This is a genomic window from Bradyrhizobium sp. CCGUVB4N, from assembly GCF_024199945.1.
GTDB lineage: Bacteria > Pseudomonadota > Alphaproteobacteria > Rhizobiales > Xanthobacteraceae > Bradyrhizobium.
In genome coordinates this window covers 8,381,877-8,407,544 of record NZ_JANADP010000001.1, presented here as the reverse complement: position 1 = coordinate 8,407,544, position 25,668 = coordinate 8,381,877, and the positions used below count along the sequence as shown (strand labels likewise).

General features: G+C 64.6%; 22 protein-coding genes. 8 read left to right on the top strand and 14 right to left on the bottom strand.

All coding sequences use genetic code 11. From position 1 onward, the window contains the following. Positions 1-52 precede the first annotated feature (52 nt). A complete protein-coding gene (locus NLM31_RS39240; RefSeq protein ID WP_254134510.1) occupies positions 53-508 on the top strand; it encodes an Lrp/AsnC family transcriptional regulator in 456 nt (151 codons plus the stop codon). 189 nt (positions 509-697) lie between these two features. Here NLM31_RS39240 and NLM31_RS39235 read toward each other — a convergent pair whose 3' ends face one another. Continuing rightward, positions 698-1,201 (bottom strand): hypothetical protein, encoded by a 504-nt coding sequence (locus NLM31_RS39235; RefSeq protein WP_254195706.1) that lies wholly within the window; start codon positions 1,199-1,201, stop codon positions 698-700. A 53-nt stretch (positions 1,202-1,254) separates the two neighbouring features. After that, the gene (locus NLM31_RS39230) at positions 1,255-1,683 is read right to left on the bottom strand and encodes a hypothetical protein (protein ID WP_254134508.1); all 429 of its coding nucleotides are present in this window, start codon (positions 1,681-1,683) and stop codon (positions 1,255-1,257) included. A gap of 61 nt (positions 1,684-1,744) precedes the next feature. Between NLM31_RS39230 and NLM31_RS39225 the strand changes: the two genes are divergently transcribed. Next, positions 1,745-2,662 carry a LysR family transcriptional regulator gene (locus NLM31_RS39225; protein WP_254195705.1) on the top strand — a complete coding sequence of 306 codons (918 nt, stop codon included), beginning with the start codon at positions 1,745-1,747 and terminating at the stop codon, positions 2,660-2,662. Here the strand turns inward: NLM31_RS39225 and NLM31_RS39220 are convergent, their stop codons facing one another. The 3 genes from NLM31_RS39220 to NLM31_RS39210 are packed head-to-tail and all read right to left on the bottom strand — an operon-like array spanning position 2,663 to position 5,905. Then, positions 2,663-3,448 carry a fumarylacetoacetate hydrolase family protein gene (locus NLM31_RS39220; RefSeq protein WP_254195704.1) on the bottom strand — a complete coding sequence of 262 codons (786 nt, stop codon included), beginning with the start codon at positions 3,446-3,448 and terminating at the stop codon, positions 2,663-2,665. Between the two features lie 15 nt (positions 3,449-3,463). Further along, positions 3,464-4,831 (bottom strand): LLM class flavin-dependent oxidoreductase, encoded by a 1,368-nt coding sequence (locus tag NLM31_RS39215; RefSeq protein WP_254195703.1) that lies wholly within the window; start codon positions 4,829-4,831, stop codon positions 3,464-3,466. 21 nt (positions 4,832-4,852) lie between these two features. Continuing rightward, entirely contained in the window at positions 4,853-5,905 is a 1,053-nt protein-coding gene (locus tag NLM31_RS39210) for an Ldh family oxidoreductase (protein WP_254134504.1), read from the bottom strand. Between the two features lie 297 nt (positions 5,906-6,202). Between NLM31_RS39210 and NLM31_RS39205 the strand changes: the two genes are divergently transcribed. Then, positions 6,203-10,318 (top strand): GAF domain-containing protein, encoded by a 4,116-nt coding sequence (locus NLM31_RS39205; protein WP_254195702.1) that lies wholly within the window; start codon positions 6,203-6,205, stop codon positions 10,316-10,318. On the opposite strand, the gene NLM31_RS39200 is transcribed toward NLM31_RS39205, so the two are convergent. From NLM31_RS39200 to NLM31_RS43155, 5 genes are all read right to left on the bottom strand, one after another. Then, entirely contained in the window at positions 10,292-10,633 is a 342-nt protein-coding gene (locus tag NLM31_RS39200; RefSeq protein ID WP_254134502.1) for a hypothetical protein, read from the bottom strand. The genes NLM31_RS39205 and NLM31_RS39200 overlap by 27 nt on opposite strands. 229 nt (positions 10,634-10,862) lie before the next feature. Next, the gene (gene galE / locus NLM31_RS39195; protein ID WP_254195700.1) at positions 10,863-11,855 is read right to left on the bottom strand and encodes a UDP-glucose 4-epimerase GalE; all 993 of its coding nucleotides are present in this window, start codon (positions 11,853-11,855) and stop codon (positions 10,863-10,865) included. A gap of 14 nt (positions 11,856-11,869) precedes the next feature. After that, positions 11,870-12,676 (bottom strand): WecB/TagA/CpsF family glycosyltransferase, encoded by an 807-nt coding sequence (locus NLM31_RS39190; RefSeq protein ID WP_254134500.1) that lies wholly within the window; start codon positions 12,674-12,676, stop codon positions 11,870-11,872. After that, positions 12,669-14,960: an exopolysaccharide transport family protein gene (locus NLM31_RS39185; RefSeq protein WP_254195699.1), complete on the bottom strand. Its 2,292-nt coding sequence runs from the start codon at positions 14,958-14,960 to the stop codon at positions 12,669-12,671. The genes NLM31_RS39190 and NLM31_RS39185 overlap by 8 nt, the downstream gene beginning before the upstream one ends. Positions 14,961-15,230: 270 nt before the next feature. Beyond that, positions 15,231-15,791, bottom strand: a complete 561-nt coding sequence (locus NLM31_RS43155) for an acyltransferase (protein ID WP_375143617.1) — start codon at positions 15,789-15,791, stop codon at positions 15,231-15,233. 411 nt (positions 15,792-16,202) lie between these two features. Between NLM31_RS43155 and NLM31_RS39175 the strand changes: the two genes are divergently transcribed. Continuing rightward, positions 16,203-17,231: a glycosyltransferase family 2 protein gene (locus NLM31_RS39175; protein ID WP_254195698.1), complete on the top strand. Its 1,029-nt coding sequence runs from the start codon at positions 16,203-16,205 to the stop codon at positions 17,229-17,231. Between the two features lie 11 nt (positions 17,232-17,242). Here the strand turns inward: NLM31_RS39175 and NLM31_RS39170 are convergent, their stop codons facing one another. Beyond that, positions 17,243-18,214, bottom strand: a complete 972-nt coding sequence (locus NLM31_RS39170; RefSeq protein ID WP_256561974.1) for a glycosyltransferase — start codon at positions 18,212-18,214, stop codon at positions 17,243-17,245. Positions 18,215-18,434: 220 nt separating this feature from the next. Between NLM31_RS39170 and NLM31_RS39165 the strand changes: the two genes are divergently transcribed. From NLM31_RS39165 to NLM31_RS39150, 4 genes are all read left to right on the top strand, one after another. After that, the gene (locus tag NLM31_RS39165; RefSeq protein ID WP_254195697.1) at positions 18,435-19,502 is read left to right on the top strand and encodes a glycosyltransferase family 1 protein; all 1,068 of its coding nucleotides are present in this window, start codon (positions 18,435-18,437) and stop codon (positions 19,500-19,502) included. A gap of 39 nt (positions 19,503-19,541) precedes the next feature. Further along, positions 19,542-20,894 carry an O-antigen ligase gene (locus NLM31_RS39160; protein WP_254195696.1) on the top strand — a complete coding sequence of 451 codons (1,353 nt, stop codon included), beginning with the start codon at positions 19,542-19,544 and terminating at the stop codon, positions 20,892-20,894. A gap of 150 nt (positions 20,895-21,044) precedes the next feature. Then, on the top strand, positions 21,045-22,190 hold the full coding sequence (locus NLM31_RS39155; protein WP_254195695.1) for a GNAT family N-acetyltransferase: 1,146 nt from the start codon (positions 21,045-21,047) through the stop codon (positions 22,188-22,190). Between the two features lie 81 nt (positions 22,191-22,271). Next, positions 22,272-23,156: a protein-L-isoaspartate O-methyltransferase gene (locus NLM31_RS39150; protein ID WP_254134494.1), complete on the top strand. Its 885-nt coding sequence runs from the start codon at positions 22,272-22,274 to the stop codon at positions 23,154-23,156. 273 nt (positions 23,157-23,429) lie between these two features. Here NLM31_RS39150 and wrbA read toward each other — a convergent pair whose 3' ends face one another. Genes wrbA through NLM31_RS39135 form a run of 3 tightly spaced genes read right to left on the bottom strand, consistent with a single transcriptional unit; the run spans position 23,430 to position 25,562 of the window. Further along, positions 23,430-24,029 (bottom strand): NAD(P)H:quinone oxidoreductase, encoded by a 600-nt coding sequence (gene wrbA, locus NLM31_RS39145; RefSeq protein ID WP_254134493.1) that lies wholly within the window; start codon positions 24,027-24,029, stop codon positions 23,430-23,432. A 45-nt stretch (positions 24,030-24,074) separates the two neighbouring features. Next, positions 24,075-24,773 carry a pirin family protein gene (locus tag NLM31_RS39140; RefSeq protein WP_254195694.1) on the bottom strand — a complete coding sequence of 233 codons (699 nt, stop codon included), beginning with the start codon at positions 24,771-24,773 and terminating at the stop codon, positions 24,075-24,077. A gap of 36 nt (positions 24,774-24,809) precedes the next feature. Further along, positions 24,810-25,562: an SDR family NAD(P)-dependent oxidoreductase gene (locus tag NLM31_RS39135; protein WP_254195693.1), complete on the bottom strand. Its 753-nt coding sequence runs from the start codon at positions 25,560-25,562 to the stop codon at positions 24,810-24,812. Positions 25,563-25,668 lie beyond the last annotated feature (106 nt).

Below are 25,668 nucleotides of genomic sequence, written 5' to 3'. Positions count from 1 at the left end.
TTTTGCGTGATTGCCTAGAATTTGGTAGAATTAATCGATTTGAGGGTTCTCGATGATTGAAGACCAGGACACGCGGATTCTCGCCCACCTCCAGAAGGACGGCCGCGCCACCAACCAGCAGCTCGCCGACGAGGTCGGTATGTCGACCTCGGCCTGCTGGCGCCGGGTGCGCGCGCTCGAGGACAGCGGCGTCATTCGCGGTTATGCGGCGCTGGTCGCGCGCGAGCAGGCGGGGTTCGCGATGTCCGCCATCCTCCACGTCTCGCTGGAGCGGCACGACGCCAAATTCGTCGACGAGTTCGTCTCCCGCGTCACCACGCGTCGCGAGGTGCTGGAGTGTTTTGCGACGACCGGCGACGCGGATTACCATCTGCGCGTCGTCGTGCAGGACATGGCGGCCTATAACCGCTTCCTCGACGAGTTCATGTTCCGCATCCCCGGCATCCGCTACGTCCGCAGCAACGTGGTGCTGAAGGAGATCAAGACGAGCGTGGCGCTGCCGTTTTGAACGCACGGGAGGTGCTGCAGGGTGGACAAAGGCGCATAACGCCGTGCCCAGGATCTCTTTATGATCGGGAGAGGCCGTGGGAACGCTTCCGCCTTCACTCTTCGAGCTACGGCGGACGAGTCGCTTTGCCCACCCTACGGCACTGCCCTTTTGAGAGGACGCTATTCGCGTGCCCGTTGGTGCGGCGTATCACGACGCCTGTTCTTGCGACGCCGGCCTGAGCAGGAGCATGAAGACAAGCACGTGGCTGACCAGCAGCAACGGCACGTAAAGCGCCGGGATATAGATGCCTGCGCCGAACAGGCCGGGACTCTGGATCTTCGTCGCACCCATATAGTACGCGTTCAGAAGATCGAGCGTGCCCCAGGCGTTGAAGATCCAGACCATCGGAATGGCGATCGGCCATCGCCAGGACAACGCCGCCATCGAAGCAAGCGCGAGAGTGGCGGCGATGAGATCGCCCCAGCCGACTTCGCTGGCGAAATCCGCGCTCAACTCCGCGGACACAAATCCGGCAACCATAAAGTTCATTCCCAGGAAGCGGAACGCATGGAAAGCTGCGAGAAGTCGAAGCGCGTCATGGCGGGGCATTGCGCGAATAAACGGCCAGACATAGAGGGAGGCCACCACCGCTGATGTCAGCAAGGCGCCGGCGACGCTGAGAACGAATGGAAGGTTGAAGCTCGGGGGCACGTTCGGATGTCCTTCACGTGAGGTTTCGATGCCGGTCGATCGCCGGCGAGTGCTCAGGGCTTGGTCATCAGCAGGCGGAGGGGCATCAGCGGGCCGACCGCGATGTATTCGTGGTCGATGAGATTCTGCTTCGCGAGCGGCAGGGCATCCATGATCGCGTGCGCTTCGGCGACATCCCCGGCATCGAGCAGGAAGACCGCGCCGCGCCCATCGGACCGCGAATACCATTCACGGACTTTCCCAGTGAGATAGAGCTGGACCGTCTGCCTGACTTCATCGGGCATGACGGCCATCACCTGTTCACGCGTGATACCCGCCTTCACGGTCAGGATTACCAACACGCCCGTGGTCGCGGGTGACTGCGCCTGTGTCTGGGCAAGGGATGGATCGGTCATGGCGGGAACACCTGTCAGTGAGAGGGCGAGTGCCAGGGCGGCGTTGCGGATTGCCTTCATCGGTTTCGCTGCTCCGGTGCGGGTCATTTGCAATCCCGATGTAGGGCAGCTTTCCGCGGGCGACTATTCGCGATAATGTTGACGGGCTATGAAGCAGAACTTCACAGTCCGGCAGGGAGCGCTCGACGGCGTCGAGGCGTTTCTCAGCGTCGCCCAACACCGCAGTTTTCGCCGGGCAGCCAGCGAACTCGGGGTGACGCCATCGGCAATCAGCCAGGCGGTGCGAGCACTCGAGGCGCGCGTCGGCGCCGCGCTGTTCATTCGCACCACCCGCAGCGTCGGCCTGACGGAAGCGGGCGAACGATTCCTGGCGCGCGCCAGGCCTGCCTTCGAGGAGCTTGTCGCTGCAAGCGGAGCAGCCCGTGAACTCGGTCAGCGACCGGCCGGGCTGCTGCGTCTCACCGTGCCACGCTCGGTCGTGCCGATCCTGCTCGAGCCGCTGATCGCCTCGTTCTGCCAGGCCTATCCCGAGATCGAGGTGGAGCTGGCCGCAAGCGAAGAGATGGTCGACTTGGCGGCCGGAGGTTTCGATGCCGGCATCAGGATGGGCCAGTTCATCACGCCCGACATGATCGCAGTGCGGCTCACGAGGCCGCTTCCCCTCATTGTCATCGGAAGCCCCGACTATTTCGCCCGCGCCGGCCGGCCCGCGCATCCGGACGATCTACGTGGGCACGCCTGCCTGAGGATGCGACGATCGAATGGGGCGCTTGCATCGTGGTCGTTCATCGACGGTGGCCGATCCATCGAGATCGCGGTCTCAGGACCTTTCATCGCCTATGACTTCCCGACGATGCTCGGTGCTGCGCTCGAAGGCGTGGGTCTTGCGCAAGTGCCTGCGCCGTTGGCCACGGGCGCCATCGCATCGGGAAGGCTGGTCCGTGTGATGGAGAAATTCTCGCCCATGACGCCGGGTGTATTCCTGTACTATCCGGGTCATCGGCAGATCCTGCCGAAGCTGCGCGCCTTCATCGATCATGTGAAAGGCAGCGCGGCGGCAGGCTGATCACCGCCCCTCCCGCACAAACCTGTTCCGCAAGGTGCCGACGCCGGTGATGTCGATCTCCACGACGTCACCGTGCTTGATGTCAGGCGAAGCGCCATCCGTGCCCATCCAGATCACGTCACCCGGCCATAGCGTAAAATACTTCGTCAGCTCGACCAGGAACGCCACGACGCCAAAGATCATGTCGTTGGTATGGAAGCGGTTGGTCTCTTGGCCGTTGACGCGAACGATCGTTTCCATCGTCGCAAGATCGGCCTCGGTCTCGATCCACGGACCCATCGGCTTGAACGTGTCGGCGTTCTTCGAGCGCCACAGGCTGCGGTCGGCCTTCTGCCAGGAGCGTTCGCTGACGTCGTTGCCGATGGTGTAGCCGAACACGCAGTCCATCGCGTTATCGGCCGTCAAATGCTTCACCTTCTTGCCGATGACGACCGCGAGCTCGCCCTCGTAATGGATCTTCTCCGTCGCGAAGGGCGGGATCACGACGTCCTCGTCATGCGCAATCAGCGCGTTCTGCGCGCGGTAGCCGATTTCGGGCCGTTCAGGGACGGCCGGTACCGTGCCGGCCTTGTCGGCGGCTTCCTTGAGATGCTTCAGGTAGTTCAGGCCGACGCAATAGAAGGTGCGCGGGATCAGCGGCAGCTCGATCTTCACGTGCGAAAGCGGATGCTTGCGCGACGTGCGTTGCCATTCACCGAACGGATCGCCGTCGATCGCGATCACCTGGTCGCCCTCAACCAGGCCCCAGGAGGTTTTGCCGGAGCTGGTGAATTTCAGCCAGCGCATGTCGTGTCCTCGTTGTTATTCCGCGGCGTCGCGCGGCTGAACTTTCCAGGCGCCGGCGGCCGGCCGCTTCAGCCCGAGATTCTCCCGCAACGTCTTGCCGCGATAATCCTTCTGGAACAGGCCGCGCCGCTGCAATTCCGGCACGATGTGCTGCACGAAGTCCGCGTAGGAGCCGGGCACATAGGTCGCGGCGATGACAAAGCCGTCGCAGCCGCGCTCGACGAACATTTCTTCCAGCTTGTCCGCGATTTCCCTGGGGCCGCCGACCATGGCGTCATGCACCTGGCCGCGGCCGGAGAAGGTGACGAAGTCGCGCGCGCTCGGATTGCTCTTGCCTGATGTCTTCAACACGCCGTCGCGGATGCCCAGAATGCCCTGCATGCTCTTCAACTCGTCGGTCGTCAGCGGCGCGTCGAGGTCCTTGGAGGCGAAGTCGTAATTGAGCGCTTCGGCGAGCAGCGACAGCGCGTCGATCTCCAGCGGCAGCTTGTTGATCAGCGCCATCTTGTCTTCGGCTTCAGCCTTGGTCGCGGCGCAGACCGGTGTCGTCAGATTGCAGAGGAACACCTGCTCCGGATCCCGGCCGGCTTTGGCGGCCTCGTTACGCACGGCGGCGTAGCCGTCCTTGGCGCCCTGGAGATTGCGTGCGGCCGTAAAAATCACCTCGCCCCAACGCCCCGCAAAGCGCTGGCCGCGGCCGGATGCGCCGGCCTGGATGATCACGGGGTGACCCTGGTCCGAGCGCGGCACGGTGAACGGCCCGCGCGACTTGAAGGCCGCTCCCTTGTGATCGAGCCGCTTCACCTTGGTCGGATCGGCGAAGCGGCCGCTCGTCTTGTCCATGATGAGCGCACCGTCTTCCCAGGTGTCCCAATGGCCGAGCACGACCTCCATGAATTCGTCGGCCTTGTCGTAGCGCGAGTCATGTTCGGGATGGAAGTCGCGCCCCATGTTCAGCGCTTCACCGTCATTGAGCGAGGTCACGACGTTCCAGCCGGCGCGGCCGCCCGACATCAGGTCGAGCGTGGCAAAGCGACGTGCGACGTCGAAGGGCTCGTAATAGGTGGTCGAGCAAGTCGCGCCCAGCCCGAGCTTGTCGGTGACCATGCCCATCGTCGTCAGCACGATCAGCGGATCCATCTTCACGCAGCGGATGCCGTATTCGACGGTGTGGGCGTGGTCGTTGCCGTAGCGGTCCGGCATCGCCAGGCGATCGTCGAAGAATGCCATGTGGAATTTTCCGGCTTCGAGAATCCGCGCGATCTCCTGGTAATAGTCCGCCGACATCGAATCGCTGCGCGACTCCGGATGCCGCCACGAGCTCGGCAGGTTCGTGCAATTCTGCGCCTGAAGGAAGCCGACCAGGACCATCTGCCGATTCATGCTGCTGTTCTCCGGATTGCCTCAGGCCAGATCGAGGACAGTGTCGAGCCTGTAGTCGCGCGCCAGCGCGCGCAGCTTCTCCCAGGTCGCGTCCTCGACCTCGATGCCGTCACGCAAACGCTGCTGCTCGCGCACGCCTTCGATCTCGCCGGGATAGTAGACGCCTCGGCTACCCTCGGACGGCGGCGTCGATTTCAAATAGCGCGCGAACTCGGCGACCTCGCGCTTGAACTCCTTCAGCGGCCGGAACGCAGCGACGTTGAACACCGCCATGAAGCACCCGTCATTGTGCCGCCCGGTCGGCTCGACGCCGAATCCCAATCCGGTGAGCAGGCCGCACAACACCTCGACCATGGCCGCGAGACCGCTGCCTTTGTAACCTTCGGTGCCGCCGAGCGGCAGCAGCGCGCCGCCCTTGCGGTATTGGGTGGGATCGGTGGTGTGCCGTCCCTCGGCATCGATGATCCACCCCGTCGGGATCTCCTCGCCGCGCGCGACCGCGAGCTGGATCTTGCCGGCGGCAACGGCTGATGTCGCCATGTCCAGGTAGAACGGCGCCTCGAGATCGGACGGTACGGCGATCGAGATCGGGTTGGTGCCGAGCCGCGCCTCCTTGCCGCCGAACGGCGCGACGTGTTTTGGCGAGCGGCCGGAATCGGCGGTGGCAATCCCGATCATGCCTTCGCGCATCGCCATCAGCGGATAGGCGGCGAGGCGACCGACATGGCTCTGCCGGAACACGGTGCAGGCGGCGACGTTCGCCGTCTTCGCCTTTTCGATCGTCAGCGCCATCGCCTTGGCGTTGACGTGGAAACCGAAGCCCCAATGGCCGTCGATCACGGTCGTGGTGGGCGATTCCTGGACGATGGTCCATTTGGCGCCGGGCACGATGTGTCCGGCCTTGATGCGATCGATATAGGTCGGAACCGCGATCACGCCGTGCGAGTCATGGCCGGCGAGGTTGGCGTTGACGCAGCCGACGGCGACGGCGTCGGCTTCTTCCTCGGAGGCTCCGGCGGCATGGAGCAGCGCAGCGCTGACGCGCGTGAGGCGGTCGGCCTTGACGACGGGCATGGCGTTCCCTCGGCTTTGGTGCCCTTAACGGACCTGCTTGTTGGACGCCATCGTCTCAAAGCGGAGCTGCGATATCAATCTCCCGTAAACCAATACAGGGCTGCAAATTCGTAAAGAGAACGCGCCTTTCGTCGAAGATTCCTCCCGCGCGGCGGTATTCCCGGACATTTCTTGCCGGTCATTCGCTGCTCGTTCACTCTGATTGGTGGTTTCCCTGCTGCAATAACGACCACTTAGGCGATCCCCGGTCATAACCCACCCGGGAGAAATAGGCAGAAATGCCCGGGAGTTAAGATCGTGCCGTCGACACTCGCGCGCACCTTTGCGGCGTTGAGCGCCATCAATGAAGCGATCCTCTACGCGAAATCGCCGGACGAGCTGTACCAGATGGTCTGCGACGCCGGGTTTTCGAGCGGGGACTTCATGGCCGTTGCCGTGTTCCTGGTGGAGCCGGATGGCCAGCACTTGCGCTTTGCCGCAGGGCGCGGTGACGACGTGGCGCGTCTGCGCGCGATCAAAATCACCACCGAAGCCGGCGCGCCCGAGGGGTCGGGTGTCGGCGGCGAGGCGTTTCGCAGCCAGAAGCTCTGCATCAGCAACGACTATCTGAACGATCCGCGCTCGCTGGCATGGCGTGAAGGCGCGGCCAGGGCGAATATCGGCGCCGCGGCGGCGCTGCCGCTGCTGTGCAACGGCAAGAGCGTCGGTGTGCTGTTCGTGACCCGCAGCGAGGCCGGCTCGCTGAGCGAGCAGATGGTGTCGCTGTTCGAGCGCATGTCGGCCAACATTTCCTATGCGCTGGAGAATTTTTCGCGCGAGACCGCGCGGCAGACCAGCGAGCGGGCGACGCGGCGGCTCAACCGCATGTTCGGCGCCCTTAGCGCGACCAACGAAGCCATCCTGCGCGCCGAAACCGAGCAGGAGCTGTACCAGCTCGTCTGTGACGCGTCGGTGCATGGCGGCAAGTCGCTGGCGACCTTTGTCCTGCTCAAGGAGCAGGATTCGCATTGGCTCAAGCCTGTTGCCGGTACCGGCGAGAACGTGGAGATCGTCGCCCAGGCGAGCTATTCGGTCGATCCCGAAAATCCCTACGGCCGCGGCATTTCCGGCGAGGTGTTTCGCTCGCAAAAACCCATCGTCGAGCGCGATCTCGCGCGTCGCACCAGGGGGACGCCGTGGGAGCGGGCCAACGTCAACACCGGCGTCGCCGCAGTTGTCGCGGCGCCCTTGATCAAGCATGGCCAAAGCATCGGCGTGATCCTGTCCTTCCTCAGCCAGTCCTGGGCCAAGGACGAGGAGGTCGTCGCGCTCATGCTGCGCATCGCCGAGAACGTCTGCTTTGCCCTCGACAACTTCGGCCGCGAAGCCGAGAAGACACGGATCGCGGCCGAGGAGGAGCGCCTCGCCCGCATGTATGCGGCGCTCAGCGCCACTAATGAAGCGATTCTGCGCGCGCGATCGCGCGCCGAACTGTTCGATCTGGTCTGCAAGGCGACGGTACAAGGTGCAAAATTCGCGTCGAGCACAATCTTCCTGGCCGATCGTGAAGCCGAGTTGCTCCGTGTCGTGTCGAGCTATGGGCCGCATGCGGAAGACTTGCGCAACTACACTTTCGCCCTCACTGATGCAGTGCCGGAGGGACGAGGGCTGACCGGAACCGCCTTCCGGACCTGCCAGACCTATATCAGCAACGACATCCTGGCCGACGAGCGCATCAAGCCATGGCACGATAGCGCGCGCCGCGCCGGTATACATTCTTCAGCCGCCTTGCCGTTGTTCAACGGCAGCCGGATCGATGGTGTCTTCCTCTTCAATGCCGTCGAGCGCGACACATTCACTCCCGAGTTCGTCGAATTGCTCCAGCGATTGCAGGCCAACGTCGCCTTCGCGCTGGAAAACTTCGATCGTGCGGAAGAGAAGGCGCGGGCCGATAAGCAGCGCGGCCGGCTGAGCAGCATGTTCGAGGCGCTGAGCGCGACCAATGAAGCCATCATGCGTGCCAAGTCGCGCGAGGAACTGTTCGAGGTCGCGTGCCAGGCGGCGGTGTTGGGCGATGTGTTCGAATCGGCCACGATTGGCATCCTTGACGAGAAGTGCGAGCTTATTCGCGTCGTTGCGGTGAAGGGGCGCCTCCAGGATCGGATGATCGGGCGCACCGCCGTTGTCTCTGCTGACCATCCGGAGGGACAGGGGATCATCGGCACGTCGCTGCGCACCCGCCGTCCCTGCGTCATGAACGACTACATGAACGACCCGCGATCGGCATATTGGCGCTCCAAGGCGACCGAGGATGGAACGCGTGCGGCGGCGAGTTTCCCGCTTCTGCGCGTGGGCCAGGAGCCGATCGGTATCCTGCTTTTCCTCGCACCGGAGGAGAATACGTTCACGCCTGATCTAGTCGAGCTGCTCGGACGCCTCGCCGAAAACGTCTCCTTCGCCCTCGACAATTTCGATCGCGCCGTGGAAAAGGCCCGCACCGAGGCGCAAAAGGAGCGCCTGACCCGCATGTTCGCGGCGCTGAGCGCCACCAACGAGGCGATCGTGCGCGCCAAGTCGCGCACCGAGTTGTTCGAGCTCGTGTGTCAGGCCGCGTCGACCGGCGGCAAATTCACCTCGACGACCATTGCGCTCGCCCAGGCCGACAGCGACCGGCTGGCGATCGTCGCGGCCGCGGGGCCGTCGGCCGAGACCACGCGGAACGTTCGTCTTTCCATCGATGCCGACCGGCCCGAGGGGCGCGGCATGAGCGGCACGGCGTTCCGCACACGGCAGCCCTGTGTCAGCAACGACTATGTCAACGACAACCGTGTCAGCGCCTTCCATGCCGTGCTGCAGGGCGACGGCGCGCGCTCCGGCGCCGCGTTCCCGCTGATCACCCACGACAGGCCTGTCGGCGTCATGATCTACATGTCGATCGAGCAGGAAACCTTCACCACCGAATTCGTTGAGCTGTTGCAGCGTCTTGCCGACAACGTCTCCTTTGCGATGGAGAATTTCGATCGCGCCGACGAGAAGAACGAGGCGGACGAGCGCATCGAATATCTCGCCTCGCATGACAGCCTGACCGACCTGCCGAACCGCGAGACTTTCAACGGGCTGCTGCGCGAGGCGATCGACGCGGCGCAACGCCACGATCACCGTTTCGCGGTGCTGTTCATCGACCTCGACCGCTTCAAGGTCATCAACGATTCGCTGGGCCATGAGGCCGGCGATTTGCTCCTGCTCGAGGTGGCGAACCGTTTGCGCGGCGCGCTGCGGGTAAGCGACGTCGTGGCGCGTCTCGGCGGCGACGAGTTCGTGGTGATCCTCGATCAGTGCGGCGAGATCGACGACGTCCAGCACATTGCCACCGGTCTGTTGACGGCGCTCGCCGAGCCCATGGAGCTCGCCGGCCATGAATGCCACACCACGGCCTCGATCGGCATCGCGATGTATCCGGCCAACGGCGCCGACGCGCAGACGCTGACCAAGAACGCCGACATGGCGATGTATCTCGCCAAGGAAGACGGCAAGAACGGCTATCGCTTCTTCTCCAAGGAAGTGAAGACGCAGTCGATCGAACGGCTGTCGCTCGAAAGCGCGCTGCGCCGGGCGCTGGAGCGCGAGCAGTTCTCGCTGAACTACCAGCCCAAGGTCGACATGGAGACCGGCCAGATCACCGGCGTGGAAGCGCTGTTGCGCTGGAACCATCCCGATCTCGGCAACGTCTCGCCGGCCCAGTTCATTCCGCTTGCGGAGGAGACCGGCCTGATCGTGCCGATCGGCCGCTGGGTGTTGAACGAGGCCTGCGCGCAGGCCATGGCGTGGCAGCGCCGCGGCCTGCTGCCGCTGTCGATGGCGGTCAACCTGTCGCCGCGGCAGTTTGCCGACGAACATCTGCTGCAGGACGTCGACGAGGCTCTGGCGGCCTCCGGCATGTCGCCGGTGCTGCTCCAGCTCGAGGTCACCGAGAGCATGATGATGCGCAACGTCGGTCGTGCGCTGAAGGTGCTCGACGCCATTCAGAGCCGCGGTATCCGGCTCGCCATCGACGATTTCGGCACCGGCTATTCGTCGATGTCGCTGATGAAGCACTTCCCGATCGACACCATCAAGATCGACCGCTCCTTCGTGCGTGACTTGCCGCAGGATTCGGAAGACCAGGCGATCGCACAGGCGATCATCAGCATGGGCAAGGCGCTCGGCATGACCGTGGTCGCCGAGGGCGTCGAGAACGCCGAGCAGGAGGCCTTCCTGCGCACCCATGGCTGCGACGAGATGCAGGGCTTCCTGATCGCGAAGCCGCTGCCCGCGAAGCAGATGGCCGAATTGCTGCGGCCGGTGGAGCTGGCCGTCGCGCCGCCGCTCCAGCCGGAGACGGATCCGGCCGTGACCGAAGCTGCGGCGCTAAGGCTGAAACGCGCTGTCGTCTGACGGCAGCGGCTGCAATTCACGGATGTCGTGATCGGCGGCCTCCGCCTTGCTCGGAAAATCCTGAGGTCCCGTCAGCGACGTCTGTTCGACGAACAGTGAGACGATCCTGCCCGCGCCGTCGGCGAAGCTAGCGCCTTCACCCAGGCCCAGCGCGCTGCGCCATGTCTCGCTCAACGGCTCGTGGTCGTCGACCACCGCCATGGCGGGCCCCCACCACCAGGCGGGCGCGGGGGAGCGTTCGCCCTCGGGCACGACATGCCAGCGAACGAACTCATCCATCACGCGCTCGAACTCCAGGCGTGCAGCCTGATGCATACGCAGGTACTCCTTGAATCCGCGTCTGATCGCAGGCCGGCACGCGGATCTGATCGTGGCCTTGACGTTTGGAAAAAATCGGCTCGCGCAGTTGGCGGAGCCATGCACGCCGACATCATCGTCGGCCATGCCCAAAAGTGCGGCCGTCGGCAAAGCGTCCACGGCGGCAGCGAGTGGCCATTCTAGCCGCTCAAGGGTGCGGCCGGCAAGATACGGGTGTTACGGTTGCTTAACGGCCCTTGAGCGGATGCGCCGTCTGGTGCCAGGTCCAGGCGGTGCGGATCACGGTCGACAGGTCGGAATGACGCGGCACGAAGTCCAGCACCTTTCTCGCGGCCGAGGGGTCGGCGACGAGATAGGTGGGATCGCCGGCGCGGCGTGGCTTGACGGTGTGCGGCACCTCGCGCCCGGTCTCCTGCTTGATGGCAGTGAGGATCTCGCGCACCGAGAAGCCCGAGCCGGTGCCGAGATTGAAGCTGCCGCCGGCATGTCCGGTTTCCAGCAGCTTCAACGCCGCAACATGCGCGGCAGCGAGATCGGTGACGTGGATGTAGTCGCGGATCGCGGTGCCGTCGGGCGTATCGTAATCGTCGCCGAACACGGCGAAGTCGACATGCCCCTGCAACGCCATCATGGCGCGCGGGATGAGATGCGTCTCATTGTCACGCAGTTCGCCGATGCCGCCGGCCGGATCGGCGCCGCTGGCGTTGAAATAGCGCAGGCAGAACGCGCCGAAGCCGTAAGCGGCGCGGTAGTCGGCGAGCATGCGCTCGATCATCCACTTCGATGCGCCGTAGGGGTTGATCGGCGCACAGGGAAAGTCCTCCGGCAATTCCTTGGAATCGGCGTTGCCATAGACCGCGCCGGTCGAGGAGAACACGATGCGGTGGCAGCCGGCGTTGCGCATCGCCTGGAGCAGCGACAACGTGCCCTGGACGTTGTTGATGTAGTATTTCTGCGGGTCGGTCATGGACTCGCCGACCAGGCTCGCCGCCGCGAAATGCATCACCGCCGTGACCTTGTGGTCGGCAAAGGCGCGCGCCAGCGTCGCGCCATCGAGCAGATCGCCGGTCACCAGCTCTCCGGCCACGAAGCTGCGATGACCTGTGGTGAGATTGTCATACACGACGGGCCGATAGCCGGCAGCGGCAAGGGCGCGGCAGGCATGTGAGCCAATATAGCCCGCGCCTCCTGTGACGAGGATCGTCGGCCGGTCACTCATGGCGTGCTACCTTCTCAGCGATTGAAGGGCCGGTTGCGGCTGAAGAGAAGATAGATCGCGCGGGGGTTGGTGGTCAAATAGCGCCAGAACAGGCGGCGCGGCTCGAGCCAGGTTCGCCAGGCCCATTCGAGCCCGATCCGCTGCATCCATTGCGGCGCACGCGAGCGGCTGCCCGACAGGAAATTGAACAGGCCGCCCGACGTCTTGATGACGCCGACATTGGTCATCAGCGGCATGTATTCCTCGACGAAGGCCTGTTCGGAAGGGACGCCGAGCGCGACCCACAGGCAATCCGGTGCGAGCGCGTTGATCTCCTCGACCTTGGCCCGCAACGCGTCGCCGCGGAGATAGCCGTGGCTGTGCCCGACGATCTTCAGCTTCGGATACATGTTCTGGACCCGCCGGACCGCCGCGGCGTTTTCTTCTTCGCTTGCGCCGAGCATGTAGAAGCTGCGGCCGGCGACTTCCGCCTTGCGTGCGACGACATGGAACAGGTCCGTGGTGGCAACGCGCTCCGGCAACGGAAACCAGGACTGCAGCCGCGAGGCCGCCACCAGCGGCTGGCCGTCGGCATTGATCAGGTCGGCGGCGCGGAACAGGCGTTCGGTCTGCGGCTCGGTCGAGCAGCGCGCCAGCACCTCGCCATTGGCCGACGTCAGATACAGCGGACGGCCGATGCGATGGCGCGGATCGGTCGCCTCGATCATGAAATCTGCGGTGGCTTCCAGGTCGAGTGCGGCCATGCGAAGGCCGCCGACGGTGATCCGTGGCACCTCTGCAGTCGCAGCCCTGCCGTCCAGATTGATGCGGCGCTCAAGCATATTGTTTGCCTCGCTGGCGCGTTTCGGTTGCGGGAGCGAGCTCGTCGAGCACCACGCCGACGAGCTTGCGCTGGGCGCCGCCGAGTGCGGCCAGAATCTCTTCCATGCTGTCATTGATGTCGAGGCTGGTCGGCAGCACCGCCACCAGCGCGTCCGCGTCGTCGAGCAGCTTGCGACCTGCGGCCGAGAGCGGCATCGCGGGGCCGTCGAGGATGACGAGGTCATAGCCGCCGGCCGAACGCGCCTGTGCGATTGCCTTGCGGATGGCCTCAGCGGCCTTGCCGGCATCGCTCTCGGTCGCCGGCAGCACCGAAATGCCGTTGACGGTCTTGATCTCGCGCGCGGCCTTGCTGCCGATCGAGAGCCAGCCAAGCTTGCTCGGCTCGCTCTTGCCGGGACGATCGATCCTGCGCGAGAGCGTGTGGGCCTGATGGTCGGCATCGATCATCAGCACGCGGCTGCCGTCGCGCGCGGCTGCGAGCGTGAAATTCAGTGCGGTCACGCTGCGTCCCGTGGTGGCGCCGGCGCCGACCAGCGCCATCACCGGCATGGACTTGCCGCCGGAACGACGTGCCATCGCCGCCCGCATGTCGCGCAAGGCGTTGAGCAGCGTCGTCAGCGGAAATCCGGGGCGCAGCGTCGGCCAGCCGACGCGGGTCAGATCGACGCCGTTGCCGGTTGCGAGAATGGCGCCGAGCGTGCGGATCACGTCGGCTTCCTGCAGGCGGGCGATCAGCGGTTTCTCGACCAGCGCAAGCGCGGGTGGGGGCGCTGCGGCTTCCACGGGGGGCCTCGGAACGTCCGGCGCAGGCGTGCGTCCGCGGCGGGTCGGTTGCGGAGCGCTCGCGCCGTCGAACAGGTACTCGGCCGCGACGAACCAGGAGGCGGCGGCAAGCGCGCCGAACATGAAGCCGATCATCGCGAACAGGCTCATCGCCGGCGGGAACGAGCGCCGCTGCGGCACCGTGGCCTCGCCGATGACGCGGGCAGCCGACGTGTTCAGGGTCTCCTGCTCCTCGGTCTCGCGCGAGCGCTTCAGGAAGGATTGATAGACCTCGCGGCTGGCTTCAGCCTCGCGCTCGAGCTCGCGCAGGCGCACGGCGGCCTGGCTGAGCTGCACGCTCTGCCGCTTCTGCACTTCCAGCGCCCGGTTGAGTGACGCCTCGTAGTCGCGGGCGCGGGTCAGATCGTTCTTGGCGGACAGTGCGAAGCGCTCGATCTCCTCGCTGATGGTGCGCTTGAGATCCTCGACCTGCTTTTCGGTCTGGCGCAGGGCCGGGTGGCGCGGGCCGAGCTCGGCGGTCTGCTCCGCATATTTCTTGCGGGCGTCGGCATATTGCGCGCGCAGGTTTGCGATCGTCGGCGATTGCAGCGCTTCCGGAATTGCACCTGCATCCGCAGCGGTCCGCTTGTTGGCCTCGATCTGGTCCAGCCGCGCCTGAGCGTCCATCGTCGCCGCGCGGGCCGCGGACAGCCGCTGGTTGCTGGAGGAGAGCTGCTGATCGGAGATCAGCGAGTCCTGGGTGCCGACGAAATTGTTCTGCGCCTTGTAGGTGGCAAGCGCGGTCTCGGCGTTGCGCAGCCGCTCGCGCAGCTCCTTCAGCCGGCCGGACAATTCGCTGGTGGCGCGCCGCGCGGCCAGCGCCTGCGAATTGCGCGAGTCCGTCAGAAAGGTGTTGGTCAGCGCGTTGGCGAGCATCGCCGCCTTCGCCGGATCGGTCGACCAGACCTCGATGTCGACGATGAAGCTCTTCTCGGTCTTTCGGATCGTGATGTGCTTGTTCAGCGCCTCGAGTGCCGCGAGCTGCACGTCCTTGATGTCGGCAGCAGAGGGCGCGCGGGGCTGGAGGCCGATCAGGCCCAGCAGCGACGTCATCAGGCCCCTGCCGTCACTGCCGCCGAACTCGGGATCCTTGTCGAGATTGGCTTGCTGGATCAGCTGCAGCAGCACGCTGTTGGAGGTGATCAGGCGTGCCTGGCTCTCCACCACCATGGACATCCCGGAGACGTCCTGCGCGCGCGGCGTGAGCTCGCGATCGACGAGCTGAAGCTCGCGTGGGTCGACATAAAGCTGGGCGGTCGCGGTGTAGCGGGGTGTCAGGCTCTTGCCGACGGTGACGGCGAGGCACGCGCCGATCAACGCGGCGGAGGCGATCGCAATCTTGCGCCGCCATAGCAGGCTGACGAGCTCCAGCACCTTGAAGCTGGCCTCGGGTGTCCGTTGCGGGGCCTCCGATCTCGCTGGATCTCCGGCCCGGTCTATCGGCTGGCTATAGTCAAGCATAGTCCCCAGCTTTCATTCCAACGACCGCGGGCTGAGGGGTTACTCTTCGCTTTACGCCCCGCACCGGGGATATAGGTGCGCAATCAACGCAACAGGGAAAATTAACCATACTCATTGAGGGACTATTCACCGAAATGGCAAACAAAGCGTTTAAGCGCAGGCCGCCATTTGCCGCGTCGTTGTGCCGCTTTGGTGTCATCACGATCCCCAGTGCTTAACGGTCCGTTACCATGCGTGCCGGCGCTGCGCGGGCCCGGCGTTCGTGCCTGCCTATTCGTCGTCGCGGAACGTCTTGACGACAGCCGCCGGATTGCCGGCGACGACCACGCGCGGGGCGACGTCCTCACGCACCACCGTTCCGGCGCCCACGACTGAGTGGTCGCCGATCGTCACTCCCTTGAGCACGATCGCGCGCGCGCCAACCCACACGTTGTCCCCGATGTGTACCGGTGCGACGGCCCGGGCAACTGCAGGCTCGTGCCGTAGCCGCGGGGGAAGGTTGTGAAAGTCCGTGTCGACGATGTCGCAGTCGCTGATCAAGCAGGACGACCCGATGTCGACCTTCTGCTCGCACCCGATCCAGCAGCCGTTGAGCAGGGTGTCATTGCCGACCGTCACCTGGCCGCGCCCGGTGATGAGCACGCGCTTGCCAATCCGGCAGTTCGCACCGATCGAGACCCGGACCCCGCGACCGAGCACCAGCCGACCCTTGAACATGATCCCGGGTCCGAGCTGGAGCCGGCGCCCGTACCGCACCGTCAGCCAGGCGCGCTGACAGGCGAAGAACAGGAGCGCGCCGGCCCGCAGCACCGGGTTCTCGATCTTGGGCACCACGTTCGTTCCTGACCCTCGCTATGACCGCGCTTGTTCGATTCAAATTTACAGGAAAAATCTCTCATGCCCGAAGAGCAAATCCGATGCCGCGGGCCTTCACCGACCGCGGTGCTTACGGCCGGGTTAATTCGAACACGCGTTAACTACGGCATTGCCCATGTTGTGCCGTCGGAGGGTGATGGACTGCAAATTGCAGGACCACGCGTGCAGGAATTTGCAGGGAAAACACGCGAAAGGGGTCAAGCGGTTGATAGGGCGCGTCATAGCGAGGACATCAGCGTCGCGGTGCAGTTCGCGCGCCGAAGCAGGCCGTTCATTTTGGGACGGATCTGTCCCGCGCGGACGTGTCGCCCTGGGACAATGGGCGCAAGGCTTTTTCAATATGTCTCAGCCATCTAGTAGCGCGCGATGACGCTGATCCCGACAGACTTGTCCGCCAGCCGGATCTCGGATGCCGTGCGCGATCCCAACCGGGAGATCGCGGCGAGCTCGCGCGTCATTGATCTCTCGGTCGGCATCGTCGTCTGCATTCCCTGCTTCCGCCGCCCCGACCATCTGCGGTTGACACTGGATTCGCTGGTCAGCCAGCGCACCCCGCGCTCCTTTGCGGTGGTCATGGTCGAGAACGATGCGGCCGGGCGCGCGAGTGCGCCGGTCGCTGCGGAATATCTCGCGTCCGGCAAACTTCAGGGCATCTGTCTGGTCGAGAAGCGGCAGGGCAATTGCCAGGCGATCAACGCCGCGTTCGAGACGGCGCAGGCAGTGTTTCCCGCCGCGACCCGCTTCCTGATGATCGACGACGACGAGATCGCTTCGCCCGATTGGCTCGAATTGATGGTTCGCACCGCGGAGGCGACCGGTGCCGACATCGTCGGCGGGCCGGTGCTGCCGGTGTTCGACGACGACAGCCAGCCCTGGCTCGCGCGTCATCCCGTCTTCTGCCCCGCCTACGACTACACCGGTGCCGTGCCGCTGATCTATGGCTGCGGCAATTGCCTGATCACGCGCGCCACGTTCGATCGGCTCGGCAGTCCGGCCTTCGATCCGCGCTTCAATTTTCTTGGCGGCGGGGATTGCGATTTCTTCAACCGCGGTCGCGACGCCGGCCTGAATTTCCACTGGACGGCGGAAGCCGTCATCACCGAGACCGTGCCGCAAAGCCGCAGCAATCCCGCCTGGATCGCAAAGCGCAGCCTGCGCATCGGCGTGATCAACTACAATGTGCAGGTCAAGGCTGCGGGAAGCGCGGCGGCGCGGATGCGCCTGTTTGCACAGGCATTGGGACGGTTGCCGTTGTCGCTGCCGCGCTCGGCTCGCCTGCTGACGTCTTCGAAGGCGGTCGTCGCGATGCACCCCGTGCTGATGGCCGTCGGATCGATGCTTGCGGCGTTCGGTTACGATCCGAAGCCCTATGAGGCCTCGAAGATCGTTTCCTGACGCGTTAGAAGCTAGATTCCAAAATAGGACAAAGCGATCTTGGCTGCAGCTCGCGGCATCGCCTTGGGCGAGCGCCGGCCGACCATGCCGAGATAATCGAGCGCCTGGCGATATCTCCCGAAGCGGACGGCCTGGGTCGCCGCATAGGTCACCAGATGAATTTCGGCGGCCTGCCGCAGCCGGGGCGCCGCGTCGGACGGCAGCTTGCCGAGGATCAATTCATCGTCGAACACCCGCGCGACCGCCGGGAAGAAATCCTGCGGCGTCCGCACCGCGGCGTTCATCGTATTGGCCGTGTGCAGGCGGTAGTCGAGCAGAAGCTTTGGTACATAAGCGAACTCGCCGAGCGCGGCGAGACGGCACCAGCAATGCCAGTCCTCGCAATAGCGCAGCGAGATGTCGAAGCCGCCGGTGGCGCGGAAGGCATCACTGCGGACCAACATGATGCCGCCATTGACGATGAAATTGCCGGCGGCGAGCCGCTCCAGCACGTTGCCGGACGGCTTTTGGCGACCCTTCAGCAGGTCGCGGCGGCCGATCGACCGTCCCGCGCTGTCGATCGTGTTGTAGTCGCCATAGACCAGCACCGCGCGCGGCGCAGTCGTCGCCGCCGTCAGCAGCGTCGTCACCGCATCGGGGCGCAGGCGATCATCGGCATCGAGGAACATCAGCCAGTCGCCGCGCGCGCCTCGTGCGCCGAGGTTGCGCGCAGCCGACACGCCGCTGGCGTCGTTCTTGATCAGGCGCAGCCGCGGATCGCGAATGGCCTGGACGATCGCCACAGTGTCATCGGTCGAGCCGTCATCGACGACGATCACCTCGGCGACGTCGGCTTGCGCCAGCGCGCTTGCGATGGTTTCGCCGATATAGGCCGCGGCATTCTTCGCGGGGATCACGACCGAGACCACAGCCGTCGGCGCGCGCGCGCCCGTTATCGCGGGCGCGGCGGTGGGCGCATCGAGCGTGGCATCGGCGAGGGTCAAGTGAGGCTCGTCGTGTTTAACGATTCTTTAACCAGGCCGCTTCGTGCGGCCGTCGTGGATCATACTCACATAACGATCAAATCGTTGTTGCGAAGGCCGTCTCGTCGTCGGTTTCGTAGATTAGCGTTAAACCTGTGGCGTTAAGTCTGTCACTGCTTTCGAGAGATGCGACGGCCGGTCTCATGCGAGAATGCAGGCCTGATTGCCCCGGATGGACCCTGTGCCCGCAAAGACATTCGACTACGATCCCGACGACATGATCCTCAACCTGTTCTACGAGGACAAGGACGATCGCTGGTTTCCCGGCGACCGTCATCTGCGTCGCATGGCGCGCAAGATGCTGTTCGGCGAGCCGCGGATGAGCGGGCAGCTGCGCGTGTTCCTCAATCTCTGTGCAGGGCTCGACCGGCTCGGCATCCGCTATCGCGTCAACGACTACGGCTACATCGCGCAGCATCCCGAGGAAGTCGCCTGCATCATCGGCCGCGCCTTCCTGCTCGACAAGTTCGCATGGAAGAACCCGATCCTGCTTGGCGTTTGTGCCTATAATCATCCGTTGGACGATCCCGACCTGTTCAAGCGGCTTCCGGTCAAGAAATTCCTGGTGCCCGGCGACTGGTATGCCGACATGTACCGGCCCCATTGGCCTGAGACCGAAGCCTGGCCCGTCGGCATCGATACCGAACTCTGGGCGCCGTCGCGCCCGCGCGAGAAGACCGTCGATATCCTGCTCTACGACAAGGTCAGCCTGAACCGCGAGCGCTACGTGCCGGAGCTGGTCGAGCCGGTCCGCGCCCGGCTCAGGAGTGAAGGCCGAACGTTCACCGAGCTGCGCTACGGCAGCTACAAGGAGGAAGATTATCAGGCCGCGCTGGCGCGTTCGCGCGCGATGATCTTCCTGTGCCAGAACGAGAGCCAGGGCATCGCCTATCAGCAGGCGCTGTCCTGCGGCGTGCCGGTGTTCGCCTGGGATCCCGGCGGTCCATGGCGGGATCCCGACTATTATCCGCACCGGGTCCAGTTCGGACCGGTGTCGTCGGTGCCCTATTGGGACGATCGCTGCGGGCTCAAATTCGCCGACCCCGCCGGCTTCGAGGACAGCTGGACCGATTTCTGGGCTGGCTGCACCGCGGGCAAGTTTGATCCGCGCGGCTACATCATGGACAACCTGACCCTGGAGCAGCGCGCGCTGCAATATTACGAGATCGCGCGCAGCGTCGCACAGCAGAGCCGGGTTCCTGCCGCTGCCGATGTGCTGGTTGACGGATGGTTAACGGGGATGGGCTAGACCTCGGAGGTCCCCCATCGTCCTGTCAGGCCTTGAGGCATGGATCGCAGCGCCGCAGACATGACTGACGTCGAGGCCCGCTCGCTCGGCCACGCGCTGCACGGCGTGCTTGCGAGGCTCGACGTCGTCACCGTGGCGCGCTGTCTCGTCGCCGTCGCGGCCCTGCTGCTGGTTCTGATCACGCTCGATCCGTTTCAGGACTTGAGCAACCCCGACATTGCCACCGTCGTCGGCGGACGATTGGCGACGACCTACATCTCGTTCGGATTGCTGGCCGCGGTCGCGGTGCTGCTCACCATCACCACCGATGCGCCCGCGCTTCGAAGCCTGGTCACGCCGCTGCATCTCTGCCTGATCGGCTGGATGCTGATTAATCTCGCATTCTCCGGGAGCCGCGACGTCTCGATCCAGCGCTTCGTGCTTGCGGCCAGCGCGACCACGCTTGCGGTCCTGCTACCGCTGCTGCCGCCGACACCGCGGAGCTTCAATCTGTGCCTCGGCGGCGCCGCGCTGGTGTTGCTGGTGGTGTGCTATCTCGGAATCTTCTTTGCCCCGCAATATGCGATCCACAGCGCGCTCGACATCACCGAGCCGCAGCTTGCCGGCGACTGGCGTGGCAGCTTCGACCACAAGAACATCGCCTCGCCGGTGATGAGCATCCTGGTCTATGTCGGTATTTACCTGTCAGCCGTGGGCTCCTTCGTGATGGGGCCGGCAATCGCATTGCTGGCCGGCATCTTCCTGATCTTCACCGGCGGCAAGACCTCGTCGGTGCTGTGCCTTGCGATCTATGCCCTGGCGTCGCTGGTCTACGCCACGCGCAGCCTGTGGCTGAAGCGGGTCATCTGCTTCGCGCCGCTGATCGTGATGAACCTGCTGACGGTCGGCAGCGTCATGAGCCCGGTACTCGGCAGCATCACGCGGGCGCTTCCGGTCGATCCCACCTTCACCGGTCGTGCCGAGGTCTGGGAGTTTGCGCTCACGGCCGTCGCGGAAAAGCCGATCACCGGTCATGGCTATGCGGCGTTCTGGGACGGCGCGGCGGAGGGGAAGACCACCCAGGGCTCGGAATGGGCCGTGGCCGCAGCGCACAGCCACAACAGCTATCTCGATCTCGCAGTCACCATCGGCCTGCCGGGCCTGCTGCTGGTCATCCTCATTTTCGTCTGGACGCCGTTGCGCAATTTCCAGCAGGTCCAGGCCCACAACCGTAGCAACGCGCTGGGCAAGCTGTTCCTGACGATCTGGCTGTTCGGCCTGTATTTCGGGACGACCGAGACCTTCCTGCTCGAGCGGCAGAACCCGGTGTGGTTCATGTTCGCGCTTGCGGTCGCCGGATTGCATTTCCTCGCAAGGTTCCAATGCGTCGCGCAAATGGAACCCGCGCGCTGACAACTTGTCGCAGCGCGCGTTTCATATCGGGACACGAGGACATTGGGTCAGCCGCGACGGTATCCGCTTAACGATAAGCAGCGACGTAACTTGTGGTGTGCGACAAAACATAATCTATCTGGACACGTATTGTAACTGTATGCCCCGCACATGGCGTTTCTCAGCGTCGAACAACTAGACGGTCGGGTGTCCAGCACGTCGGGAATCTCGGTTGATTTCCTGCGTGACTGGCGAGCGGCCGCATTGCGCCTGAATGCGGGTCATCGCACGGCATTCCAGCATGGTTACTGGTTAGGTGCCTGGTACAACGCCTTTCATGGCGTAGCCCCCTTGATCGCTGTTATCACCGATACGGCGACCGGCAAGGACATCGCGATGGTGCCGATGTTCAGCCACGTCAGACGCGGCATCCGCGTCGTCGAATTTGCCGATCTCGGCGTCTCCGACAACAACGCGCCGATCCTGGCATGCGATGCAACCTTCGATGCTGCCGGCGCGCAGGCCATCGGCACGGCGCTGGTGAATGCTTTGCGCGCCTTGCCTGATGGCCTGGACTTGCTGCGCCTGAAGAAGTTGCCGACCTATGTCGGCACCAAGCCGAACCCTTTGGTGTCGCTCGGCCGGCTCGGCTCCTGTTCGCTCAACGCGAACCTCGTGCTGACCGGCGACGACTATGCGGACTATCAGGCCTCGATCAGGCGCATGCAGATGCCGCGCTGCTGGCGCGTGTTCAGCCGCCATGCCGGCGCGCGGTTCGAGATCGCGACCGATGTTGCGCGGGCGCATGAGCTTCTCGACGTGTTGGACGCCCAGCAGCAGGAGCGCATGCGGAAGCTCGGCTCGCGGTTCGTCCTCAACGACGAAGCGCATGCCGCCTTCTATCGCGAGGTGGCGCGGCAGGGGGTTGCGGAAGGCTATGCGGTGATCTCGGCGCTCGTCTGCGACGAGGGGATCGTCGCGACCACGCTCGGCGTCAGATACGGCGCGACCTATTATCTGCTGCGCATCGGCCATGCCGGCAAGAAATGGGCGAATTGCTCGCCGGGGCTGCTCGTCACCGAGCGCACCATGGCGGCCCTGCATGCGCAGGGCGCGCGCCGGTTCGATCTCAGCATCGGCAATCACGACTACAAGCGCCGCTTCGGCGCCGAACAGGTCGCCCTGACCGATGTCACCGTCGCGCTATCCTGGCGCGGGCTGCCTTATGTGCTTCGCGATCATACGGCTCAGGGCCTGCGCCGCCATCCGAAGCTTGCGGCCCTTGCGGCGCGGGCGCTTGGCAAAGGTACGCGTTAGGCGGCGCTCCCTCGCGGGTTGCAGGGTCACTCGAATATCGCAATCGTTGTGCTATCGTCCTCGCCGCAACCCGGAGGCGACATGGACGATCGTTCGGCCAAATATCGCGCATTCTATGCGCAGTTGATCTGCGCTGCGGCCAAGGCAACAGACCCCCGTCTCGAGCAGGCTTTTCGCACCGTGAGGCGCGAACCTTTCGCCGGCCCCGGCCCGTGGTCGATTTCGTTCGGCGGCCATCCCTATGTCGTGACGCCTGATGACGATCCAGCCTTTCTCTATCAAAACGCGCTGCTGGCACTCGATCCCGCGCGCGGTGTCAATATCGGCATGCCGGGTGCACACGCTTACTGGCTCAGTGGCACCGGCGTCAGGGAAGGCGAGACCGTGCTGCAGATCGGCGCGGGCACCGGTTACTATACCGCCATTCTCGCCGAGCTCGTCGGCCGCAATGGCCGCGTCTATGCCTATGAGATCGACGAACGCCTGGCGGCGCTTGCGCGCGAGAATCTGAAAGACATCGCCACGGTCGAATTGCGCGAGCGCTCGGGCATTGCGTCCGATCTGCCCGATGTCGACGTGATTTATGTCTGCGCGGGCGCGGCGCAGCCGGCCACGGAATGGCTCGCGGCGTTGCGTCCCGGAGGCCGGCTGGTGTTTCCGCTGGCGCCGGAGGGCATGCTCGGCGGCATGTTGATGATCACGCGCCCGGAGCAGGGGGGCGCCTGGCCCGCCAAGTTCCTGAGCCGCGCGCAGTTCATCGGTTGCGCCGGACTTCAGGATGCGGATGCCGGCAAGCGATTGGCCGCGGCGTTCGCCAGGGGATGGGAGAGCGTGCAGTCGTTTCGGCGAGCGGACACGCCCGACGAGACCTGCTGGTTTGCCGGCGACGGCTGGTGGCTCTCAACGGCGCTCGCTGCTGCGCCAACCGTCAGCATCCCGGCGCACGGCGACATCACGCAGGCGTGACGGTCAGGATCCCTTGCACTCGGCGCAGTGAAACCGGCCGCGCGAGGCGCGGAACAGGCTGCGGCAATACCAGCGGCGCGCAAACGCCTGGGCCGGCCTGCGGATCATCTGTGCAATCAAGAGAAGTTCGAAAGCCATTCGTCTCAGAAGTCCTGCGTCTCGGAAGTCCTGCGTCTCGTAAGCATCGTTTCTACGGACATAGATGGGGCGGCATTCCCTTGAGAGAATGCCGCCCCGGTCGCATCAGCCATGCAGCTGTTGTGAACCCCAGGCTTAACCGTGCAGCTTCTTGGCGGTCTCCGCGATCTGGCGTCCCTGATAACGCGCGCCGGCCAGCTCGTTGGCGCTGGGCTGGCGGCTGCCGTCGCCGCCGGTGATCGTGGTGGCGCCATAGGGCGCACCGCCGGTGACCTCATCGAGCTTCATCTGGCCGGCAAAGCCGTAGTTCAGGCCGACCACGGTCATGCCGAAATGCAGGAGGTTGGTGATGATCGAGAACAGCGTCGTCTCCTGGCCGCCGTGCTGCGTCGCGGTTGCGGTGAAGGCGCCACCGACCTTGCCGTGCAACGCGCCCTTGGCCCAGAGCCCGCCGGCCTGGTCGAGGAAGTTCGCCATCTGCGAGGCCATGCGGCCGAAGCGGGTGCCGGTGCCGACGATGATCGCGTCGTAATTGGCGAGGTCTTCAATCTTGGCGATCGGTGCGGCCTGATCGACCTTGTAATAGGAAGCCTTTGCGACCTCGGCCGGCACCAGTTCGGGCACGCGCTTGATGTCGACGGTGGCGCCGGCTTCGCGCGCGCCTTCGGCAACGGCATTGGCCATCGTTTCGATGTGGCCGTAGGCGGAATAATACAGGACGAGAACTTTGGTCATGGTGGTCTCCGTTGAATTGGGTGAGATGATTGATTGCTTGAAGGGTTACGCGGCGTCGACGAGCACGAGCTCGGAGTCTTCGAGCGCGGTGATCTTCAGCCTGGCCTCGTCGCGGATCGCGGCGCCGTCGCGGGCGTTGACGCGCACACCGTTGATCTCGACCGCGCCGGCCGCCGGCACCAGATAGAGGTGACGTGACCTCTCGGGTTCGTACTCCGCGCTCTCGCCGGCCTTCAGCGTGGTGGCGAGCACCCGCGCATCGGCGCGGATCGGCAGTGCGTCGGTGTCGCCTTCGATGCCGCTCGCAATGGTGACGAGCTTGCCGGAGCGATCCGACTTCGGAAACGGTTTTGAGCCCCAGGTCGGCTGACCGCCGCGCGCGGTCGGTTCGATCCAGATCTGGAAGATGCGCGTCTGTGTCGGCTCCAGATTGTACTCGGAGTGGCGGATGCCGCTGCCGGCACTCATCACCTGCACGTCGCCCGCCTCGGTGCGTCCTTCGTTGCCGAGGCTGTCCTGATGGGTGATCGCGCCTTCGCGCACATAGGTGATGATTTCCATGTTGGCGTGGGGATGGGCGGGGAAGCCGGTGTTCGGTGCGATCTCGTCATCGTTCCACACCCGCAAGGCGCCGTGGCCCATGTTGTTCGGGTCGTAATGGCTTGCGAACGAGAAATGATGCTTTGCTTTCAGCCAGCCGTGATCGGCGCCGCCAAGTTTGTTGAAAGGTCTGAGTTCGATCATCTGCGTAGTCCTTGTGTGAGTGGGTTGGTGCCTTGTTCAGGCGCCAAACCCGCCGTCGACGTTGAGCACGGTGCCGGTGACGAAGGAGGCTTCGGGGCTGGCGAGGAAGACCACGCCGGCAGCGACTTCCTCGGGTCGGCCGAAGCGCTGCAGCGCGTGCTGCTTGCGCTGGGTCTCGGCGAACTCGCCGCCGTCCTTCGGATTCATGTCGGTGTCGATCGAGCCGGGTTGCACCACGTTGACGGTGATGCCGCGCGGGCCGAGGTCGCGTGCCGCGCCCTTGGTGTAGCCGACCACTGCCGACTTGGTGGCGACGTAGTCGGCAAGGCCCGGGAACGAGGCGCGGTCGGCGAGCATCGAGCCGACGGTGACGATGCGGCCGCCTTCTCCCATCAATTGCGAGGCGGCGCGGATCGCCGCGATCACGCCATGGACGTTGACCTGGTCTTGCCGCTCCAGCGCGGTCGTGTCGGCATTGGCGTCGTCGATCGCACCGCCATTGGCGACGCCGGCGTTGTTGACGAGGATGTCGAGATGGCCGAATTCCTTGGCGACGTCGTTGACGAGCTTCGTCACGTCCTTGGCGGAGGCCTGATCCGCCCTGAAAGCGCGGGCCTTGACGCCCTTGGCCTTCAATTCGGTGACGACGGCCTCGGCCTTTTCGGGTGAGGCGACGTAGCTGATCGCGACGTTTGCGCCTTCATCGGCGAGAGCGCGGGCCGAGGCCGCGCCGATGCCGCGCGAGCCGCCGGTGACGAGGGCAACCTTGCCTGAGAGCTTCTTGGTCATTGGATTTCTCCATTCCTGAATTTCTGATGACCCTTGGATAAGCCTCCGCCTGTGGTATAGAAATAGAAACTGTTGAAACGTATTGTTTCCTTAAATATCCCGATTG

Coding starts and splice junctions, on each gene's coding strand:
- NLM31_RS39160 (WP_254195696.1), top strand. CDS start 19,542: ATGGATCGCAGCGCCGCAGACATGACTGACGTCGAGGCCCGCTCGCTC.
- NLM31_RS39190 (WP_254134500.1), bottom strand. CDS start 12,676: ATGCTTGAGCGCCGCATCAATCTGGACGGCAGGGCTGCGACTGCAGAG.
- NLM31_RS39215 (WP_254195703.1), bottom strand. CDS start 4,831: ATGAATCGGCAGATGGTCCTGGTCGGCTTCCTTCAGGCGCAGAATTGC.
- NLM31_RS39135 (WP_254195693.1), bottom strand. CDS start 25,562: ATGACCAAGAAGCTCTCAGGCAAGGTTGCCCTCGTCACCGGCGGCTCG.
- wrbA (WP_254134493.1), bottom strand. CDS start 24,029: ATGACCAAAGTTCTCGTCCTGTATTATTCCGCCTACGGCCACATCGAA.
- NLM31_RS39155 (WP_254195695.1), top strand. CDS start 21,045: ATGGCGTTTCTCAGCGTCGAACAACTAGACGGTCGGGTGTCCAGCACG.
- galE (WP_254195700.1), bottom strand. CDS start 11,855: ATGAGTGACCGGCCGACGATCCTCGTCACAGGAGGCGCGGGCTATATT.
- NLM31_RS39175 (WP_254195698.1), top strand. CDS start 16,203: ATGACGCTGATCCCGACAGACTTGTCCGCCAGCCGGATCTCGGATGCC.
- NLM31_RS39200 (WP_254134502.1), bottom strand. CDS start 10,633: ATGCATCAGGCTGCACGCCTGGAGTTCGAGCGCGTGATGGATGAGTTC.
- NLM31_RS39220 (WP_254195704.1), bottom strand. CDS start 3,448: ATGCGCTGGCTGAAATTCACCAGCTCCGGCAAAACCTCCTGGGGCCTG.
- NLM31_RS39210 (WP_254134504.1), bottom strand. CDS start 5,905: ATGCCCGTCGTCAAGGCCGACCGCCTCACGCGCGTCAGCGCTGCGCTG.
- NLM31_RS39150 (WP_254134494.1), top strand. CDS start 22,272: ATGGACGATCGTTCGGCCAAATATCGCGCATTCTATGCGCAGTTGATC.
- NLM31_RS39140 (WP_254195694.1), bottom strand. CDS start 24,773: ATGATCGAACTCAGACCTTTCAACAAACTTGGCGGCGCCGATCACGGC.
- NLM31_RS39240 (WP_254134510.1), top strand. CDS start 53: ATGATTGAAGACCAGGACACGCGGATTCTCGCCCACCTCCAGAAGGAC.
- NLM31_RS39185 (WP_254195699.1), bottom strand. CDS start 14,960: ATGCTTGACTATAGCCAGCCGATAGACCGGGCCGGAGATCCAGCGAGA.
- NLM31_RS39230 (WP_254134508.1), bottom strand. CDS start 1,683: ATGACCCGCACCGGAGCAGCGAAACCGATGAAGGCAATCCGCAACGCC.
- NLM31_RS39225 (WP_254195705.1), top strand. CDS start 1,745: ATGAAGCAGAACTTCACAGTCCGGCAGGGAGCGCTCGACGGCGTCGAG.